The 17,544-nt window shown below is 61.1% G+C and carries 14 protein-coding genes and 1 pseudogene; 4 read left to right on the forward strand and 11 right to left on the reverse strand.

Translation table 11 applies throughout. The features are described from left to right. Positions 1 to 76: 76 nt before the first annotated feature. The 3 genes from NW855_RS08320 to NW855_RS08330 all read right to left on the reverse strand — a co-directional run bounded on the left by NW855_RS08320 (position 77) and on the right by NW855_RS08330 (position 4,656). Positions 77 to 2,071 carry an ABC transporter ATP-binding protein/permease gene (locus NW855_RS08320; RefSeq protein ID WP_011429836.1) on the reverse strand — a complete coding sequence of 665 codons (1,995 nt, stop codon included), beginning with the start codon at positions 2,069 to 2,071 and terminating at the stop codon, positions 77 to 79. A 211-nt stretch (positions 2,072 to 2,282) separates the two neighbouring features. Next, the gene (gene larC / locus NW855_RS08325; RefSeq protein ID WP_414402387.1) at positions 2,283 to 3,476 is read right to left on the reverse strand and encodes a nickel pincer cofactor biosynthesis protein LarC; all 1,194 of its coding nucleotides are present in this window, start codon (positions 3,474 to 3,476) and stop codon (positions 2,283 to 2,285) included. Positions 3,477 to 3,552: 76 nt separating this feature from the next. Beyond that, entirely contained in the window at positions 3,553 to 4,656 is a 1,104-nt protein-coding gene (locus NW855_RS08330) for an RNA-guided endonuclease InsQ/TnpB family protein (RefSeq protein ID WP_099812285.1), read from the reverse strand. A gap of 35 nt (positions 4,657 to 4,691) precedes the next feature. Between NW855_RS08330 and tnpA the strand changes: the two are divergent. From tnpA to gndA, 3 genes and pseudogenes are all read left to right on the forward strand, one after another. Further along, a pseudogene (tnpA, locus tag NW855_RS08335) lies at positions 4,692 to 5,086 on the forward strand (IS200/IS605 family transposase). A 94-nt stretch (positions 5,087 to 5,180) separates the two neighbouring features. Next, a complete protein-coding gene (locus NW855_RS08340; protein WP_011429834.1) occupies positions 5,181 to 5,678 on the forward strand; it encodes a pentapeptide repeat-containing protein in 498 nt (165 codons plus the stop codon). 92 nt (positions 5,679 to 5,770) lie between these two features. Beyond that, positions 5,771 to 7,180 (forward strand): NADP-dependent phosphogluconate dehydrogenase, encoded by a 1,410-nt coding sequence (gndA, locus tag NW855_RS08345; RefSeq protein ID WP_414402386.1) that lies wholly within the window; start codon positions 5,771 to 5,773, stop codon positions 7,178 to 7,180. Here gndA and NW855_RS08350 read toward each other — a convergent pair. The 3 genes from NW855_RS08350 to nadC all read right to left on the reverse strand — a co-directional run bounded on the left by NW855_RS08350 (position 7,177) and on the right by nadC (position 10,663). Beyond that, the gene (locus tag NW855_RS08350) at positions 7,177 to 8,700 is read right to left on the reverse strand and encodes an L-aspartate oxidase (protein ID WP_414402385.1); all 1,524 of its coding nucleotides are present in this window, start codon (positions 8,698 to 8,700) and stop codon (positions 7,177 to 7,179) included. The two genes, gndA and NW855_RS08350, sit on opposite strands and share 4 nt — an antisense overlap. A 31-nt stretch (positions 8,701 to 8,731) precedes the next feature. Further along, positions 8,732 to 9,664, reverse strand: a complete 933-nt coding sequence (gene nadA / locus NW855_RS08355; protein ID WP_414402384.1) for a quinolinate synthase NadA — start codon at positions 9,662 to 9,664, stop codon at positions 8,732 to 8,734. A 156-nt stretch (positions 9,665 to 9,820) separates the two neighbouring features. Continuing rightward, a complete protein-coding gene (gene nadC / locus NW855_RS08360) occupies positions 9,821 to 10,663 on the reverse strand; it encodes a carboxylating nicotinate-nucleotide diphosphorylase (RefSeq protein WP_011429830.1) in 843 nt (280 codons plus the stop codon). A gap of 18 nt (positions 10,664 to 10,681) precedes the next feature. On the opposite strand from nadC, the gene NW855_RS08365 reads away from it, so the two are divergent. Next, entirely contained in the window at positions 10,682 to 11,758 is a 1,077-nt protein-coding gene (locus tag NW855_RS08365) for an ABC transporter substrate-binding protein (RefSeq protein ID WP_414402383.1), read from the forward strand. A gap of 200 nt (positions 11,759 to 11,958) precedes the next feature. Here NW855_RS08365 and NW855_RS08370 read toward each other — a convergent pair whose 3' ends face one another. The 5 genes from NW855_RS08370 to mrdA all read right to left on the reverse strand — a co-directional run bounded on the left by NW855_RS08370 (position 11,959) and on the right by mrdA (position 17,542). Next, positions 11,959 to 12,723, reverse strand: coding sequence for a hypothetical protein (locus NW855_RS08370; RefSeq protein WP_240527877.1), 765 nt, complete (start codon positions 12,721 to 12,723; stop codon positions 11,959 to 11,961). 380 nt (positions 12,724 to 13,103) lie between these two features. Next, complete coding sequence (locus tag NW855_RS08375) at positions 13,104 to 13,769, reverse strand: hypothetical protein (protein ID WP_011429827.1); 666 nt, start codon at positions 13,767 to 13,769, stop codon at positions 13,104 to 13,106. Between the two features lie 26 nt (positions 13,770 to 13,795). Then, positions 13,796 to 15,037, reverse strand: coding sequence for a threonine-phosphate decarboxylase (locus tag NW855_RS08380; RefSeq protein ID WP_346426044.1), 1,242 nt, complete (start codon positions 15,035 to 15,037; stop codon positions 13,796 to 13,798). Continuing rightward, positions 15,012 to 15,329, reverse strand: a complete 318-nt coding sequence (locus NW855_RS08385) for an HU family DNA-binding protein (protein WP_011429825.1) — start codon at positions 15,327 to 15,329, stop codon at positions 15,012 to 15,014. The genes NW855_RS08380 and NW855_RS08385 overlap by 26 nt, the downstream gene beginning before the upstream one ends. 332 nt (positions 15,330 to 15,661) lie before the next feature. Then, positions 15,662 to 17,542 (reverse strand): penicillin-binding protein 2, encoded by a 1,881-nt coding sequence (mrdA, locus tag NW855_RS08390; RefSeq protein ID WP_414401344.1) that lies wholly within the window; start codon positions 17,540 to 17,542, stop codon positions 15,662 to 15,664. Positions 17,543 to 17,544 lie beyond the last annotated feature (2 nt).

Raw genomic sequence — 17,544 nt, forward strand, 5'->3', positions numbered from 1 at the left:
CCTGCCCCCCTCTCCCAGAGGGAGAGAGGATGGGGGTGAGGGGTGCCGCCGCAGATTGAGAGCTGCGGCAGCATCTCTAGCCGGCCAGCGCCAGGCGGGCGCCGTAGTCTGCCGCCGACCAGAGCTTCCAAGCAGCGTTGCCCTGCAGCTCCAAGACCAGATCGTGGTAGGCCAGGAGAGTGGGTCGGTGGCCGACACTGACGTAGGTGGTGTTGAGGTGCTGCAGTTGCAGGTAGAGCAGCTTTTCGTTGGCCACATCCAGGGCGCTGGTGGCCTCGTCCAAAATGGCGTAGCGGGGCTGAGTAATCAAAATGCGGGCAAAGGCCAAGCGCTGCTGTTCGCCCAAAGAGAGGGTGCTAGCCCAATCTTTCTCCACGTCGAAGCCGCCCACCCGCTCCGGCAAATCGGCCAGGTTCACCTGGGCCAAAACCCGGAGGAGATCTGCGTCGCTAAGATCCCGGCGGCGGCCCGGGTAGAGCAGTTGATCCCGCAGGGATCCCAGCAGCATGTAGGGCTTTTGCGGCAGGAAGAGCATCTCGGTGGTATCGGGGCGGGCAATGGATCCCTGGCCGTTGTTCCACAGGCCGGCAATGGCCCGCAGGAGGGAGCTCTTGCCGCTGCCGCTGGCTCCCACAATCAGCAGCCGTTGGCCCGCCTCTAAAGTCAAGGACAAATCCCGCACCAGGGTTCGTTCCGAATTAGGCGTTAGCAAAGTCACCTGCTGCAGGGCCAGTTGGGGAGCAATGCGGGTTTGGATGGTACTTTCTCGAGGGCGCAGCTGGCGCAGGGCAGGATTCTCCAAAGCTTCGTAAAAGGATCCCAGGCGGTTGATCCCGGCGGCAAAGCTGGAGATGCTCTGGATCTGGTTGGCCACAATCGAAAGGGCGCTCAGCACCTGGCTAAAGGCGATGGTAGCCTGGGTAATGGTGCCGAAATCGCGCACGCCGCTAAAGTAAAGGGGGGCCACAATTACGTAGGGCACAATGCGAGTGAAATAGTTATAGGCGTACTGAAAAATGTCGATAATGGCCTGCCAGATGATCAGCAAATTAAAGTTGCGCAAGGCGGCAGCAAAGCGGTTCAAGATCTGTCTCAGCTCCAGGTCTTCCCCTTGGTAAAAAGCAATGGACTCGGCGTTGTCCCGCACGTGGACTAGGCTGTAGCGGAAGTCGGCCTCGTAGCGCAGTTGATCGAAGTTAATTTTAATCAGCTTGCGGCCGGCCAAAATGGCGATCCCGGTGCCGATGGTAGCATAGATAACCAGCCCCACCGCTAGGGGGCGGGAAATGCTGTAGAGAATCCCAGTAAAGGCGTAGAGGGTGAGGATGGAGTCAAGAATATCCAACAAAAAAGAAAGAGTGGTGCCGGTAAAGGAGCGTACATCTTCCGAGATGCGCTGGTCAGGGTTATCGATCTCTGTGTTAGCGGCGTTGGAATCCAGCTCGTAGTAGGCCCGCCGATCAAAGTAGCGATCCAGAAAGTAGTCGGTCAGCCATTCCCGCCAAAACAGGGCCAGCTTTAGCCGTGTATATCGGTAAATAACCAAAATGGGGATGGCGGAGATGATCAGCACGCCATAGATGATCAAAAATTGCCAGAAGGTGCTCTCTTCTTTTTGCTGCAGAGCCGTGTCGATAAACCGGAAGATAAAGCTGATCATCACGTTCAGCCGGTTTACCGTTAGCGACAGGAACAGCAAAAAGGTCAGCAGCACCCATTGCAGCCAACGGCGGCAAATCTGGCGCCACACCAGCCCAAAGGCCAGGCTGCTCAGGGCCAAACTGGCTGCGGCCACCCATAGCACCGGCGAGGCTAAATTCCTCTCTGTTTGCTCGACCAAGCCTGCTGCTAGGGTGCGGAAGAACTCTGGAAAAAGAGCCTGTCCAACCAGGGTTACCCCAATCTCGACAAAAAACATGAGGGCAACCACAAACACCATGGATGCTGCTAGCAAGCCGAAGAAGATCCAGCCCCCGTAGCGCACCCGCGGGTAGAAGTAGGGTTGCGCTACGCTGATAAAGCGATCCCAGAGTTGGCGGTCGAAGTTAAATTGGGCGGCTTGGGATTCCATGGTTGCGGTTGTCGGCAAGAGCGCGGGGTATTGATATTTTTCAGGCTAGCAGGTCAGGGATCCGCATCTCTGTCCAACAGGAGCCAATCCATCGGGAATCTGAGGAAGAGCCCCGTTGCCTACTCTGGAACATTTCCGATCTGGCTCCATAAATCCTTATATCCAGCCAGATCTTATGCACGAGCATGCGCTTGTCCAAGGCCCAACCTTCTTAGGCGGGATCCCCCTGCAGCCGCTTTTGCCAGGCCGCTTGGGCTGCCAGCCACACCGTCTGGACCGGCACGCGGAACTCTTGGGCGCGGGCCACACAGTCGCGAAACTCCGGCTGGGCGTTGACGATGTGGCCGTGGCGGCAGGCCACCTTGATGTCCACCAGGCCGTAGGGGGTTTCCACCCGCTCGATCCTTCGCTCTAGGACGGTGCGCTGCTGCTGGGAGTGGCGGATGCCCAGGGTGGTGGTTTCCCGGAAGATGAGATCTTGGCACTCCGGCACCCGCTCCGGCGGGCAGATCACCGTCAGTAACACTCCCGGCCGCCCTTGCTTCATGGTGATGGGCTGGGTAAACACGTCCCAGGCACCTAGGGCCAGCAACTGCTCGCAGGTATAGGCAATCACTTGAGGGTTGAGATCGTCAATCTGAGTTTGCAACACCGAGACGATCTCGGTCGGCTCTTCCCCCTGGGACTGGCCAATCCAGAGACGAAAGATGTTGGGAATGGGCAGCTCGCGGCTGCCGGCCCCACGCCCCACTTTTTCCAGCCGCAGCGGTGGACAAGGCCCAAACGCTTCTGCCAGCGCCACTGCCAAGGCTGCCCCGGTGGGGGTAACCAGCTCGGCTTCCACGCCGTTGCTGAACACTGGCACACGCCCCATTTCCCACAGCTCAATCACCGCCGGCACAGGCACCGCTAGCTGGCCGTGTTCGGTGCTGACCCAGCCGCCGCCAATGGGGTGGGGAGAAGAGATCACCTGCTCCACCTGCAGCCAATCGAGACCAACACAGGTGCCGACGATATCCACCAGGGCATCGACCGCCCCCACCTCGTGGAAATGCACTTTTTCCAGGGGAACCTGATGAACTTTTGCCTCCGCCTGGGCCAGCTTCTCAAAGACCTTGAGGCTGCGGGCCTTGACTGCGGGGGCCAGCCGGGATCCGGCAATCAAAGCCTGGATCTCCCTCCAGGGGCGGGCGGGCGGGGACTCGTCCAACACCTCCACCACCGCTTGCAGAGCCGGCTGGCCGCACCGCTGCACCCGGCATACTTGTAGGCTGTATTCTCCTTCGAGGCCCAGCGCCTGGAGCTGCTGGTTGAGATACTCTAGGGTCAGCCCGCAATCCAGCAGCGCCCCCAGGCACATGTCGCCGGCAATGCCTGCTGCGCAGTCAAAGTAAGCTACTTTCATACCAAAGCATGTTGACTTGACATACTCCCCTCGCCTAAAGGCGAGAGATTCTTGACGCTTCACAAACTGCTGCTGGCTAGCCAGTCTTACGCAGTCTCCACGTCCGTTTTAGAGTCGGGCGATGCCCCATCCCGACTTGCTTTAGGTTGTTGGCAGCGTTGACGTCCCTGTCATGCACTGCCCCGCAACCGTCGCAGACCACCACACGGGTAGCCAAATCCAACTTGCCCCAGTGCCAGCCACAAGCCGAACAGTACTGGCTTGTAGCCTCCCACCGGTCGATTAGGCGCACTTCCCTCTGGTACTTCTCACCTTTGCCCTCACAGAGAGCCCGAAAGGTATGCCACCCCTGCTGACTAATCGCCTTGGACAACCGACGGTTTTTCAACATCCCGCTAACGTTGAGGTCTTCCAAGCACACGACTTGGTTTTCGACCGTGAGCTGGGTTGACAACTTGTGCAGGAAGTCGAGCCGCATGTCGGCAATGCGGTTGTGCAGCTTGGCAATCCTCAGCCGGGTTCGCTCCCACCGATGGGATCCCTTCACCCGCCTGGCAAGCTGCTTTTGCAGCTGGGCAATACGGTTGTACAGAGGCCTATAGTTGGGACTGGGGAACTTGGCCCCATCGCTTGTGGCGGCGAAGGTCTTAATCCCCAAATCCACTCCAATACTGGGTGAGCGAGCAGGGATGCTAACAGGTTCCGTCTCCACCACAAAGCTGACAAAGTAACGCTCGGCAGTGTCTTTAATTACAGTGACGGAACTAGGGGTACTCGGCAAAGGTCGGCTCCAAATAGGCTTAATGGCTCCCACCTTGGCCAAGTAAACCCGCTTACCGTTGATAGAAAAAGCTCCCCTAGTTAGCGTTGCTGACTGCTTGGCTGCTTTCTTTTTGAGCTGCGGCGCACCTCCTTCCTGGGCAAAGAAACGCTGGTAAGCTTTGTCCAAATGTCTGAGAGATTGCTGTAAAGCAACACTTGAAACTTCGCCCAACCACGGAATCGATTGCTTAAGCTCGGTTAGGCGCTTGGCCAAAGCGTTGTACCCTGGATACTTCCCAACGGCTTGGCAGTGGGCTAAGGCTTCATTCCAGACGTACCTGACACAGCCAAACAACTTGGCAAGCTTCTGCCGCTGTTGGTCTGTGGGGTAGAACCTATACCTGTATCGAGCTTTCATGGGCTAGAGTCAAGTTGGCATTTCCAAGATAGCACATGAAATTAAGGAGAGACCGCAACAGTGTTTCTAGCCTGCAGGCCCATTTGGTGTTTGTCACAAATCCAGGCGAAAGATATTCACTCAAGAGAGTTTGAACTTGATTGCGGAGGCGTTTAAGAGTGTTGCCCGAAAGATGGACTTTGAGGTCTTGGAGTTTAACGGCGAGGCAGACCACGTCCGCCTTCTAATTGCCTACCCGCCCAAGTGGTCTATCTCTCAAATGGTGAATGTGCTTAAGGGAGTTTCGAGTCGCAAGTACGGGCAAGCTAAACTACCTAAACCTTGCGGCAAGAATGCCTTGTGGAGTCCCAGCTACTTGGCTTCTAGTGTTGGGGGTGCTCCTCTGCAACTCTTAGTGGCCTACATCCAAAACCAAGAAAAGCTGCCCTAGAGGGCAGGGTTTTAGACCTAGATTTTCTGATAAGAACTTGCGGAAGGAGTTGAGCCCTTTGAAGCGTCCTGAGGTACTAAAGGGGGGATCCCAGATGCCGTCAACACTTTGCATCCTTCTAGGGATCCTGCTGGGGGCAACGCTGCTGCTGTGGGGCCTGTGGGGATCCCCGGCGGGTGGCCAGACCCGTCTCAACTTCAGCAACGCCGATCTGCAGGGGCAGGATCTGTCGGGTCAGGACTGGCGGGGCAGTAGCTTTGTCAGCGCCAACCTGCAGGGCGCCGACTTGCAGGGGGCCAACCTGGCCGGCGTGGCCTTCACCAAGGCCAACCTGGCAGGAGCCAACCTGGCGGGGGCAGATCTCAGCAACAGCCTGCTGGATCTGGCCAACCTAGCGGGCGCCGATCTCAGGGGGGCCAACCTCAGGGGGGCAATCGCCGCGCGGGCCGTTTGGGATGGGGCGCAGATTGCCGGCGCCGACTTTAGCGACGCCTACGTGGATCGGGCAGCCCTGCGGCAACTGTGCCAGCGAGCAGAGGGATCCCATCCCATAACCGGGGTTTCCACCCGCGCGAGTCTGGGCTGTCCTTGAAAGCCGGCAAAAAAAGGTGAAGAAAACAGGATCCCTGAACCCTCTTGGCCGGATCGCCCCTTAGATTGGGGGAGGTGTTACCCTGCCCCACCATGAGCAAGCCCAGCTTCGCGGTCATTGGCCTAGCGGTAATGGGGGAAAACCTGGCCCTCAACGTCGAGCGCAATGGCTTTCCGGTTGTCGTCTACAACCGAACTCGCGCCAAAACCGAGCAGTTTATCCAAGGGAGGGCCCAAGGCAAGCAGATTACCCCCGCCTACAGCTTGCCGGAATTGGTGCAACTGATGGAGCGGCCCCGCAAAATCTTGATCATGGTTAAGGCAGGCCCGCCGGTGGATGCCATCATCGACGAGCTTAAGCCCCTGCTGGAGCCAGGCGACATCCTCATCGATGGCGGCAACTCCCTCTACAGCGACACCGACCGGCGCGCCGAGGTCCTAGAAGCCAGCGGGATCCACTTTGTCGGCATGGGGGTGAGCGGCGGGGAAGAAGGTGCCCTCAACGGCCCCAGCCTCATGCCCGGCGGCAGCTTGGAAGCCTATCGGCAACTGGAGCCCATCCTCACCAAAATTGCCGCTCAAGTGCCCGATGGCCCCTGCGTCACCTACCTGGGGCCTAAAGGGGGTGGGCACTACGTCAAGATGGTGCACAACGGCATCGAGTACGGCGACATGCAACTGATTGCCGAGGTCTACGACCTCATGCGCAGGGGGCTGAAGCTGTCAGCCCCCCAGATGCAGGAGATCTTCCAGGCCTGGAACGAGACGGAGCTGGAGTCGTTTTTGATTGAGATTACCGCCAAGATCTTGGGGACGCTGGATCCGGAGACGGGCAAGCCGCTGGTGGATCTCATTTTGGACAAGGCGGGGCAGAAGGGCACGGGCCTGTGGACGGTCAAGGACGCCCTGGATCTTGGGGTGCCGGTGCCCACCATTGAGGCGGCAGTGCAGGCTCGCATCCTCTCGTCGATGAAAGAGGAACGGGTGGCCGCCTCCCAGCAGTTGCCAGGGCCAGGAACAACCTTGGAAGGGGATCCCGACAGCTTCCTTCAGGATCTGCGCGCCGCCCTCTACTGTTCCAAGATCTGCTCCTATGCCCAGGGGATGGCCCTGCTCAGGCAAGCCACCGTTGCCCACGGCTATGTGTACACCTTCAGCGAGATCCCTCGCATTTGGAAGGGGGGCTGTATCATCCGCGCCCGCCTCCTGGGCAAAATCCAGTCGGCCTACCAAAGGGATCCGGAGCTAGTCAACCTCCTTTTGGATGAGGAGTTTAAGCGGGCCATCCAGGAACGGCAGGGATCCTGGCGGCGAGTGGTGGCCACTGCAGCAGCCTTGGGGATCCCGATCCCGGCCATCAGCGCCTCCCTGGCCTACTACGACAGCTACCGCACCGCCGAGCTGCCCCAGAACCTCACCCAGGCCCAGCGGGATTTCTTCGGCGCCCACACCTTTGAGCGCATCGACAGGCCGGGGGTTTTCCACCACGCCTGGAACGCCTAGGCAGGGCCCCGCCCTGGGGCAGCCGCCAGATCCAGCGGCGCTTGCTTAAACGTAGAGCCCCACACTTCGGTGTGGAAAGGCTCCCTTTCTTGGGGGAAATCCCTGCGGAAATGGCATCCCCGGCTTTCCTCCCGCAGCAAAGCCCCCTGGGCTACCCAGCGAGCCAGCAACAGCAAACTCCCGGCCTCGACCTCTTCCCGACTGGCCCACGGCTTCTCCTCCAGGGGCAGGGCTTCCGCAAAAGCCAGAAAAGCCCGCAGCCGCTCTCCCTCCCGCACCACCCCCAGGGCTTCTTCTGCTTGCTGCCTGAGCTGGGGAAGTAGAGAGGGCGGCGCTGTCAGCACAGGTAGAGCCTGCACCTGAAGGGGGGGCTCCTGGAGGTCCCGCAGGGCAGCCAGAGCAGCTCGCTTGCCCATGACCAGCCCTTCCAAAAGGCTGTTGGAAGCCAAACGGTTTGCCCCGTGCAACCCTGTGGAGGCCACCTCCCCGGCAGCATAGAGGCCCGGCAGGCCAGTGCGGCCAAAAGCATCCGTTCGCACCCCCCCCATGACGTAGTGAGCAGCAGGAGCAACCGGTAGGGGATCCTTGCCGGGATCCAGCCTCAAAGCGCGGGCAGAGGCAACCACGGTGGGAAAGCGCTCTTCCAGATGGGGCACAGCCCGGAGGTCAAGGTAAACTCCCCCCGTCCGCTGCCGCTCCCAGAACACCGCCTGGGCCACCACATCCCGCGGCGCCAGCTCTTCCAGCTCCGCATAACGAGGCATAAAGCGCTCCCCCCAGGCATTGAGGAGCACGGCCCCTGCCCCTCGGGCAGCTTCACTGACCAGGGCTCCATTGGGCAGGACGGTGGGGTGAAACTGCACAAACTCCAGATCCCTTAGGATGGCCCCTGCCCGCCAGGCCAAGGCCATGCCATCGCCGCTAGCTCCCGGCGGCGCCGTAGAGAGGGGGAAGAGGCTGCCAAACCCGCCTGTAGCCAGGAGAACCGCCCCCGCCCTCACCTGAAGAAAGCCCTCCGGCCCGAGGAGCAGGGCTCCTCCCACTCTCTCCCCTGCCATCAAAAGGCTGAGGGCTGTGTAGCCCTCCAAAGGCGGCTTGCTCAGGCGAGCCAGCAGGCCTCTGAGAAGCCATAGCCCACTCCGATCCCCTCCCAGATGGCGTACCCGCGCCCGCGAATGGCCCCCTTCCCGCACTGGCTCAGGGTGGAAGGGGAGCCCCCAGGACAAAAGCTTCTCTAGGTGAAAGGGCGCTTCCCACAGAATGGAGCGGGCCACTTCGGTCTCCACCAGGCCCCGGCCTGCCTGCAGGGTGTCCTGGAGGTGGGCCTCCACATCCGCCGCATCCAGCGGAAAAGCCACCCCCCCCTGCGCCCAAGGAGTGGATCCCGAGGGGAGGGGATCCTTGCTCACCACCAGGGCTCTGGCCCCCTCCGCTTCCGCCCACAGGGCTGCATAGACCCCTGCCACCCCTGCTCCCAGGATCAGGAGGTCTGTTTCCGCTGAGAAAGGCGTGGACACCACTGGACAAAACCGCCCCTCGACCAGGGCGCTTCTAGGCTCCCGCCGGCACCGACAGCATGGCCAGGAGGGACTTGCGGGCTTTTTCGGCCACCGCCTCTGGCACTTGGATTACGTGGCGCATCTCCAGCAGGGAGCGGTAGACCTTTTCCAGGGTAATTTTTTTCATGTACTCGCAGACGGCGTCTGCTTTGACAGGGATAAACCTCTTGTTGGGGGCCTCTTTTTGCAGCCGGTGGAGAATGCCCACCTCGGTGGCGACCACAAACTCGCGGCTGGCCGAAGTTTTGGCATAACGCACCATCCCCTCGGTAGAAAGGAGCTTGGCGTCCGGCTTGAGAAATAGACAACTGGAGCCGCAACTGCACTCGGGGTGGATGAGGAACTCCGCCTCCGGGTGCCTCTCTGCCATTGCCTTGAGGTGCTCCTCCCGGATGCCGACATGGACGTGGCACTCGCCGGGGAATAGATCCAGCTCCCTCCCCGTTGCCTGGGCTACATAGGCCCCCAGGAACATATCCGGCACAAAAAAGATGGGGCGATCCGGCGGCAGGCTAGCCACCACTTGAACCGCGTTGGCGCTGGTTACGCAGACATCGGCTAGGGCCTTGATCTCGGCAGCGGTGTTGACGTAGGCAACCACCAGGCCTTCTGGGTTGGCCTCTTTCCAGCGCTGCACATCCTCCGGGCGGATGCTGTCAGCTAGGGAGCAGCCAGCCTCCAGATCCGGCAGCAGCACCGTCTTTTCCGGGTTGAGGATGGCTGCCGTTTCGGCCATGAAGTGGACGCCCGCAAAGACGATGACCTGGGCGTTCGTCTTCTGCGCCTCACGGGCCAGGCCCAGGGAGTCTCCCACAAAGTCCGCCACCTCTTGCACCTCAGGGAGTTGGTAGGAGTGGGCTAGGATAACGGCCTGCCTTTCCTGCTTGAGTCGAGCAATTTCCTGGACAAGGGTTTCTTGGGTCATGGTGAACCTTCTGTTTTGGCTGGGCCGGCCACGGGTGCAGAGCTGGACTGGTGCGGGGCTAAGGAGAAGTTGCCAGCAGGCAGCAACTGGCCTTCCTGCTTTAGGCGGGATCGTTACCTAGCCTAGCATTAGAAACAGCGCTCCCTGGGGCAAACCTCAGGGCCGCACCACGAGCAAGGAGAGATCCAGGGCCTTGGCCGAGTGAGTCAGGGCCCCCACACTGATGTAGTCAACGCCTGCCTCCGCCGCTTTCCGGGCGCGCTCTAGGTTCATGTTGCCGCTGGCTTCTAGGGGAACTTTCCCCCCTACCCGTTGAACGGCAGCCCGGATCTGCTCCAAGGGGAAGTTATCGAGAAGGATGAGATCGGCGCCTGCCGCCAAAGCCTCCTCCAGCTCCTGGAGGTTGCGCACCTCAACCTCGACCTTGAGGTGGTGGGGGGCACCTGCTTTGGCCCGCTGGACGGCTGCCAAGATGCCGCCGGCACCGCGAATGTGGTTTTCCTTAATCAAGATGCCATCGAAGAGGCCAAAGCGGTGGTTTTTGCCGCCCCCTACCCGCACGGCGTATTTCTCCAGGGCGCGCAAGCCGGGGGTAGTTTTGCGGGTGTCCAGAAGCTGGGTTGAGGTTCCCCGCAGCGCCTCTACGTAGGTGCGGGTGAGGGTGGCAATGCCGGAAAGCCTTTGGAGAAGGTTCAGCGCCAGCCGTTCTGCCGCCAGAATGCCCCGCAGGGATCCCTTGATCTGGACTACCTCCTGGCCAGCGACAACAGAGGCTCCCTCCTCTACCTGGGAGGCGAACGCTAGCTGGGGATCCACCAGCCGGAAAACCCGCCTGGCAATTTCCAGGCCAGCTAGGATCCCTGGCTCCTTGGCCAGGATCACCGCCTCCCCCTCAACGCTGGGGGGCAGGGTCAGCTCGCTGGTGAGATCGCCGTGGCCGAGATCTTCTTGTAGCCAGGCACACAGGGTCTCCTCCGGGATGTATAATGCTTGCGTCATCTTTCGCTTTAGTTACCTATGGCCTCGGTTGGATCCTCTAGACCCAAGGGCGGCACCTTCAGCCGTCGTCAGCTGCTCAAAGCAGGAGCTGCCGCTCTTGGAGGCAGTTGGCTGGCCGCAGCAGGGGCTCAGGCTCAACGACGGGCTTCCCCCACTCTGATAGTGGCCCAGAGATCCAAGCTCGAGCGAGTTTCCTATGCTACCAACTGGTATGCCCAGGCCGAGCATGGCGGCTTTTATCAGGCGGTGGCCACAGGCATTTACCGCGAGTATGGGCTAGACGTCACCATCAAAATGGGTGGCCCTGGCGTCAACATCACCCAGATTTTGGCTGGCCGAGCCGCCGACTTTGCCATGGGGGGAAGCGCAGGGGTCATCAATGCTGTGCGGGAAGGGATCCCGCTTATCTGCGTGGCGGCTATTTTCCAAAAAGACCCGCAGGTTCTCCTGGCCCATCCCGGCACCAAGCGCCTGGAGGAGCTCAAGGGCCGACCCATTTTCGTATCCAAGGGGGCCTTTACCACCTACTGGCCCTTCCTGAAAGCCAAGTACGGCTTTACTGACGACCAAACCCGCCCCTACAACTTCAACCCTGGCCCCTTCTTGGCCGATCCCAGCTCCGCCCAGCAGGGGTACCTCACCTCTGAGCCTTTTGCCATTGAAAAACAAGGAGGCTTTAAGCCAGTGGTCTTCCTCCTGGCCGACTACGGCTACAACCCCTATGCCACCACCATCGAGACGCGGCGCCAACTGGTGGAAAGCAAGCCTGACTTGGTGCAGCGGTTTGTGGATGCTTCTATCAAGGGCTGGTACAGCTTTTTGGAGGATCCCCGCCCCGCCTACCGCCTCATCAAGCAGGATAACCCGGAGATGACTGATGAGCAGTTGGCCTACAGCTTTGAGAAGCTGAAGGAGTACGGCATCATTTTGTCTGGCGATGCCCTGGAAAAGGGCATTGGCGCCATGACCCACGAGCGTTGGCAAAGCTTCTTCGAGAGCATGACAGTGGCGGGTGTCTTTGAGCCAACCATTAACTACCAAGCCGCCTACACGTTGGACTTTGTCAATAAAGGCACTGCCTATTACAAAAGCTAGGTCAGGTTGCGAAAAAGGGAAGGGGGAGGGGATTGCATCGGTTTGGAGGGGGCTGCCGACCGTTCCGCTCTGCCAAAGGCCCTCACCCCCAGACCCTCTCCCTTTGGGAGAGGGGGACTAGGCATCTCACTGCTCCACTGCTACTTGTCAATGAATGGCTGTAACTAACCTTCGGGTATCCTGCCGACCGCTGGCCAAAGCTACTGCTCGGCAATGGTGACGTTGAAGCCCTTGTTCTTCAAAGTTTCAGCGTGGTAGCGGGCATATTCCAGTTGTTCAAATGCTGCCAACTGCACGAACTTCTGGCCGTTCACATCTCTTACAAAAGCGTCATTGGCAACTTGCCGAGCTCGCGCCAAGCTTTCCTCTCCGGAGTAGGTGGTCAGCACCAAAAAAGTTCCTTCGCCGCGGTTAGGCCCCAAGGAATCGAGATCGTTGCTGTGCAGGGGCACCGTGAGCAAAGATTCTGAAACAGTGGCCACTTTGGGCTGAGAGGGGCGCTCCAGGCTGGCTGCCACTTTCTCCACTGTTTTCGGGCGGGAAGGAGCAGGTTTCTGTGCAGCCGCGGCCAAGTTGGTTTGTAGGCTGTCCAACAAGTTGGCGACATCCTGAAGGGGATCGACCCGCAGCTCCTCCAGATTGGGAGTGTTGGCCAACCCTAGCGCCAACTGACTGGGATCCAGCCCACCTGAATAGAACTCTTCCCCTACCTGTCCTGGCAGCGGCTCCAGGGGAAGCAAGGGCAACCGGGCCAAATCCACCTGGGCAGGGATCCCTTTTTCCGTCTTGTGGGCCAGGACAGCGGTTTGGGGAAGCGACAGCTCTTCCGGCCAGATCAGCCAGCGCACCCCAAAGCCGATCCCCGCGCAGGAGAGGGCCCACACCAGCAAGACCCAAAGAGGGGAGAGCACCCCCGCCGGCCGTGGCGTTTCTTCCTCCTCCAAGTCTTCCACGACTTCTTGCATCAGCACAGGTGAAGAGCGCTCCACGGGGATATCGCTTCCAAGGGGATCTGCCCACGGCAAGGGGACAGATGGCCTGCGCTGCAAACGTTGCCAGAGGCGAAATCGCTCCAATTCCTTGAGCTCATCCAGATGCAAGCAGCTCAGCGCTTCCTGAAGCGTCAGTTGAGGAGTCGGCTGGGCTTGCGGGGCCCTCGGTAGGGGTCGAGTAGCATCTGAGGGAAGTGGAGAAAAACTCATAGGCAACTCACCCTCGCTAGACTAAGAGCTAGGAAGCCAGCAGAACCGATCCGGTGCTGAACCCGAGAACCGCTTAACCACAGAGCCAACCCCAGGGACAAAGGCAAGCCATCACTACCATGCCACAAGCCGAAGGCCTTCTTCTAGGGATTGGCCGCAAGATAGAGGGCGCGCACATCTGCCGGCAGATGCTGAAGCAGGAGCTGGCGAGCGGAGGCAACAATGGCATCCACCTCCTCTGGGGCGAGGTAGTACCTGTCAGCTTTGAGCTGGGCAGCGATGCGCTCCGGCGACCAACCAAACCGATCCCGTAGCAGCAGAATAAAGCGCATATCTCCCGGCAAGTTGTCCAGAGCCGCGCTCAGGTAACAGGCCAATGCCGGCGAAAGAGGGGGCTTCGCTGCACCAGCGCTCGCAGTTTGAGGAGGGGCAGCCTCACCCTCAGCAGCGCCGTCAGACCGCCCCGCAAAAGGCCAGATCAGCTCGCGGATTTGCGCCGCCAGCCAGGGTGCCAGCACCGGATCCCCGCCCCCCTCGCTCTGGAGCGTGCGGACATCGAGATGCTGAAGGCGCGCATACAGGCGCAGCCAAACCTCCTCTCGCCAAGCAGCCCGCTGCTCCGGGGGCAGATGCTCGGCCAGGATCCCATCCACCCAGGCGCAGTAGCGGCAAAACAGGGCGATGAAGTAGCGCGCCGCCTGCGGCTGCCGTTGAAAGGCTCGCAGCAGTTCCAGATCGCTGTGGTGGGCCACCCCCTTCACGATAGAGGCCTCGCACTCCCGCCAAAGGGGAGTCACCACCTCAACCATAATCCCTCTCGCCAGAAAGAAGCTCTCTAGCTATTTTCCAAGATCTCTCGACAGGCCGATAGCAACTGCTCCTGCTCCGGCAGGGTTCTTAGGCCAATGCGCAGATAGCGATCCCCCAGCTCTGGAAAGCTCAGGCAATCCCGCACCAGGATGCGGTGCTGCCGCAACAGCTTTTCTTGAATCTGCGTAGCGGAGCCAGGGCAGCGCACCAGCACAAAGTTGGCTTGGCCGGGCCAGGGATCCCAGCCGGGTAGCCCCTGTAGACCTCTCAGCAAATGCTCCCGCGCCGTAGGCAGCCAGGCCAGGGTGCGCCGGCGAAAGTCTTCATCTGCCAGAGCCGCCGCCGCCGCCACCGCCGCCAATCCGTTGACGCTCCAGGGATCCCGCCACTGCCGCCAGCGCCGCCAGTGATCCGGATGCCCCACAGCAAAGCCGATGCGCAAGCCGGGCAAGGTAAAGAACTTGGTCAGCGAACGGATGACGATGGTGTTGGGGTGGGCCTCCAGGTGAGGGATCAAAGTCTGGCTGCGGGGCAGCTCTCCCACCTCTGAGCTGGCGTCCAGAGGGGGCAGCTCCTGCGGGGCGTCTCCTGGCAAAAAGTCCATAAAAGCCTCATCCACCACCACCTGCTCGAACTGGGGCAGAAGGGGCAAGATGTCTTGCCGGAGGAAAAGCCGGCCCGTCGGGTTGTGAGGATTGTTTAGCCAGAGCACCCGGCCTGTCTTGTCCGCCCGGATCTCTTTCTGCAGCAAGGCCAAGGGGGGGGATCCCTGAGAGGGCAAAAGATCCAAACCCCTGAGGGTTACACCCGCCGCCCGCAGGGCCCGCTCATAGTCCCCAAAAGCCGGCCGGGGCAGCCAAACCTCCCGTCCCTGGGCATCGCGGGCCGCCCAGGTGAGCAATTCCGCCGCCCCGTTGCCCACGAAGATCCACTCCGGATCGACCGCCCAGCGCTGCGCCAAACAGGCCCGCAGCTCGCGGTAGTCGGGATCCGGATAGCGGCTAATCGCAACTGGATCCGACGCCGACAGGGCCCGAGCCAGAGCTTGCAAAACCGACTGCGGCGGACCCAGGGGGTTGAGGCTGGCCGAAAAATCCAAAATAGCCTCGGCAGGGCAGCCGGCAATGGCTGCCCCCCAAGCGCGATTGCCACCATGCTGAGGCCGTTGCACGCCTGTCCATCCCAAAGCCCAGGTTCGCTGAGAGAACTCCGCCTGAGGAGCGCGAACGGCTGGGATCCCGTCAAACTCCCGAAGACTTGTGGCCACCTGCCACCGCATCGCGGAAAGTTTTGCCTGCAGTGAAAGTCGGGACAATGCTGGCTGGGATCACCATCTTCTCGTTGGTCTTCGGGTTGCGACCTTCTCGTTGTTTGCGCTTGCGGGCCTCAAAGGAGCCGAAGCCCACCAGGGTCACCTTTCCTTTGGGTTCACCGTTTTCATCGCGGGATGCGACCTCTTCGACAATGATCTCCAGCGCCGCCGTCAGGACAGCTTCAGCTTCTTTTTTGGTTACGTTGGCGCGATGAGCGACGGCATCCACAAGCTCTGCCTTGTTCATCCTGATCTCCTCGTGAGTTAGGCAATAGGGTTAAAACAGACTCTGGCCGCGTACTTGCGAGGTGCTGCGAAGCAACCACGGCCCAGAGTGTTCTCAGTTTTTAGGAGCGGGGCTTGCCCTGCACTGCGCCAAGGCGCCGCTGGCGCGAATGGCAGGATTGTGGCAGTTTGGCTCCAAATCACTGACATATTCTACAGCCAAGTTAGGGCAGAAGCCGGTTGGAGAAGGGATTTTAGGGGGGCTGAGTGGAATTTTTTGGGAACAAAGAGAGATCAACCGATAATCCTAATATCCACTCCCCTCGAATGCCGGGGCAAGTCGCGCCCAGGGCCTCACGAGTCACGTTGGAAGTAGGCCCGCATCACCTCGCGGAAGATCGGGGCGGCCCGGGATCCACCCCCGCCGCCACTGTTTTCCAGAAAGACCACGACTACCAATTCGGGCCGGTCGTAGGGGGCATAGCCGACAAACCAGGCGTGGGAGCGCCGCGGCGGATCCTCGGCGGTGCCGGTTTTGCCGGCGGTGGGGGGAAAGCCCGGCCCCAGGTTGGCGTTGCCGCCGGTGCCGTAGACCACCACATCCCGCAACCCCTGCTGCAGGATCTCCAGCGTGGCGGGGGAAAGACCCACCTTCTGCCGCAGGGGCACGGGGCTTTCCGGGATCACCTGCTGCGAGAGCAAGGGGCGAACCCGCCAGCCGCCGTTGGCCACCGCTGCTGTTACCACCGCCATCTGCAGCGGCGTGGCGGTGATAAATCCCTGGCCGATGGACATGTTGACCGTATCGCCCACGTACCAGGGCTCGCGCCAGTGGCGCTGTTTCCACTCGGCGTCGGGCACCAGCCCAGCAGCTTCCCCTTTGAGGCCGATCCCGGTCAATTGCCCCAGCCCGAAGCGGCGCGACCATTCTTGCAGGGGGGCGGCCTTGGTGCCCAGGGCAATTTGGTAGAAGAAGGTGTCGCTGCTGTAGGCCATCGCCTGGCGGTAGTTCAGCCGCCCGAAACCGGCCCGGTTCCAGTCCCAGAACCTCCACCCGCCCACCTGGATGTAGGGGCCGGTCTGCAGCACCGTATCCGGGGGAAAGGCTCCCGACTCGATCCCGGCGGCGGTGGTGATGATTTTGTAGGTGCTGGCGGGGGGATAGGGCCGCAGGGCGCGGTTGAGGAAGGGGAAGTCCCGCTGTTGCAGGCTCTCCCACTGGGCTTGGGTGATGCGGCTGGAAAAGAGGTTGGGATCAAAGGTGGGATAGCTGGCCATGGCCAGGATCGAGCCGTCGCGGGGATCCATGGCGACCACTGCTCCTTTCTGCTGGCCCAGGGCCTGCTCCGCTGCCTGCTGCAGGCGTACATCCAAAGTCAGCTGCAGGGTGTTGCCCGGTCGAGGCGCTTGCTCTCCCAGCACCCGCAGCACTTCTCCCATGGCGTCTACCTCCACCTGGCGCCCGCCCCATTGGCCGCGCAGATGGCTCTCGAACAATTCCTCCACGCCCATCAGGCCGACGATATCCCCCAGGCGATAGCTGGGATCGGCCCGCAGTTGTTCCTGCGAGATCTCGCCGGTATAGCCCAGCAGGTGGGCGGCCAGGTCGCCATGGGGATAAAACCGCACCGTCTCTGCCTCCACCATCACCCCCGGCAGCTCGCGGCTCATCTCTTCCAGTTGAGTGACCACCTGGGGGCTGGCGTTGCGCAGGATGCGCACCGGAAACGGGGAGCGATAGCCCGCCTGCTCCAGTTTTTGGGCAATCTCTTCGGGAGCCATGTTCAAGGACCGGGCCAGCTTGGGGATCGTCTCCTGCCAGCCCTGCCGCGATTGCACCAGCGGCCACAGGAAGACCGAGTGGGAGAGCTGGCTGCCCGCCAACAACACGCCGTTGCGATCCACAATGCGCCCCCGTTCCGGCGGCTGGGGCAAGAGACGAATGCGGTTGGTATCGGCCAACTGGCGGTAATACTGGGTGCGCACCAGTTGCAGGTAGGCCAGGCGGGATCCCAGCCCTCCAAACAGCAACACGCTGGCCAGCAGGAGCAAGACAACAGCTCGGTAGCCCTGGCCCACCGCTTTGGCTGGCGGGGATCCCAGCCAGCGAGGGCTCCTGGGCGGCGGGGGAAGGACGCGGCGCGGGTCGGGGGGCCTGGAGTGGAGAGAAAACAGGGTCTTCGGATCCCGTCCCGCCGATGAGGCGGGGCCGCCAACAGGGTAAAGTTTGGCCATGA

Source organism: Synechococcus sp. RC10B2, from assembly GCF_047502635.1.

Coding starts and splice junctions, on each gene's coding strand:
- mrdA (WP_414401344.1), bottom strand. CDS start 17,542: ATGGCCAAACTTTACCCTGTTGGCGGCCCCGCCTCATCGGCGGGACGG.
- NW855_RS08370 (WP_240527877.1), bottom strand. CDS start 12,723: ATGCAAGAAGTCGTGGAAGACTTGGAGGAGGAAGAAACGCCACGGCCG.
- NW855_RS08340 (WP_011429834.1), top strand. CDS start 5,181: ATGCCGTCAACACTTTGCATCCTTCTAGGGATCCTGCTGGGGGCAACG.
- larC (WP_414402387.1), bottom strand. CDS start 3,476: ATGAAAGTAGCTTACTTTGACTGCGCAGCAGGCATTGCCGGCGACATG.
- NW855_RS08385 (WP_011429825.1), bottom strand. CDS start 15,329: ATGAACAAGGCAGAGCTTGTGGATGCCGTCGCTCATCGCGCCAACGTA.
- NW855_RS08375 (WP_011429827.1), bottom strand. CDS start 13,769: ATGGTTGAGGTGGTGACTCCCCTTTGGCGGGAGTGCGAGGCCTCTATC.
- NW855_RS08365 (WP_414402383.1), top strand. CDS start 10,682: ATGGCCTCGGTTGGATCCTCTAGACCCAAGGGCGGCACCTTCAGCCGT.
- nadA (WP_414402384.1), bottom strand. CDS start 9,664: ATGACCCAAGAAACCCTTGTCCAGGAAATTGCTCGACTCAAGCAGGAA.
- NW855_RS08330 (WP_099812285.1), bottom strand. CDS start 4,656: ATGAAAGCTCGATACAGGTATAGGTTCTACCCCACAGACCAACAGCGG.
- NW855_RS08320 (WP_011429836.1), bottom strand. CDS start 2,071: ATGGAATCCCAAGCCGCCCAATTTAACTTCGACCGCCAACTCTGGGAT.
- nadC (WP_011429830.1), bottom strand. CDS start 10,663: ATGACGCAAGCATTATACATCCCGGAGGAGACCCTGTGTGCCTGGCTA.
- gndA (WP_414402386.1), top strand. CDS start 5,771: ATGAGCAAGCCCAGCTTCGCGGTCATTGGCCTAGCGGTAATGGGGGAA.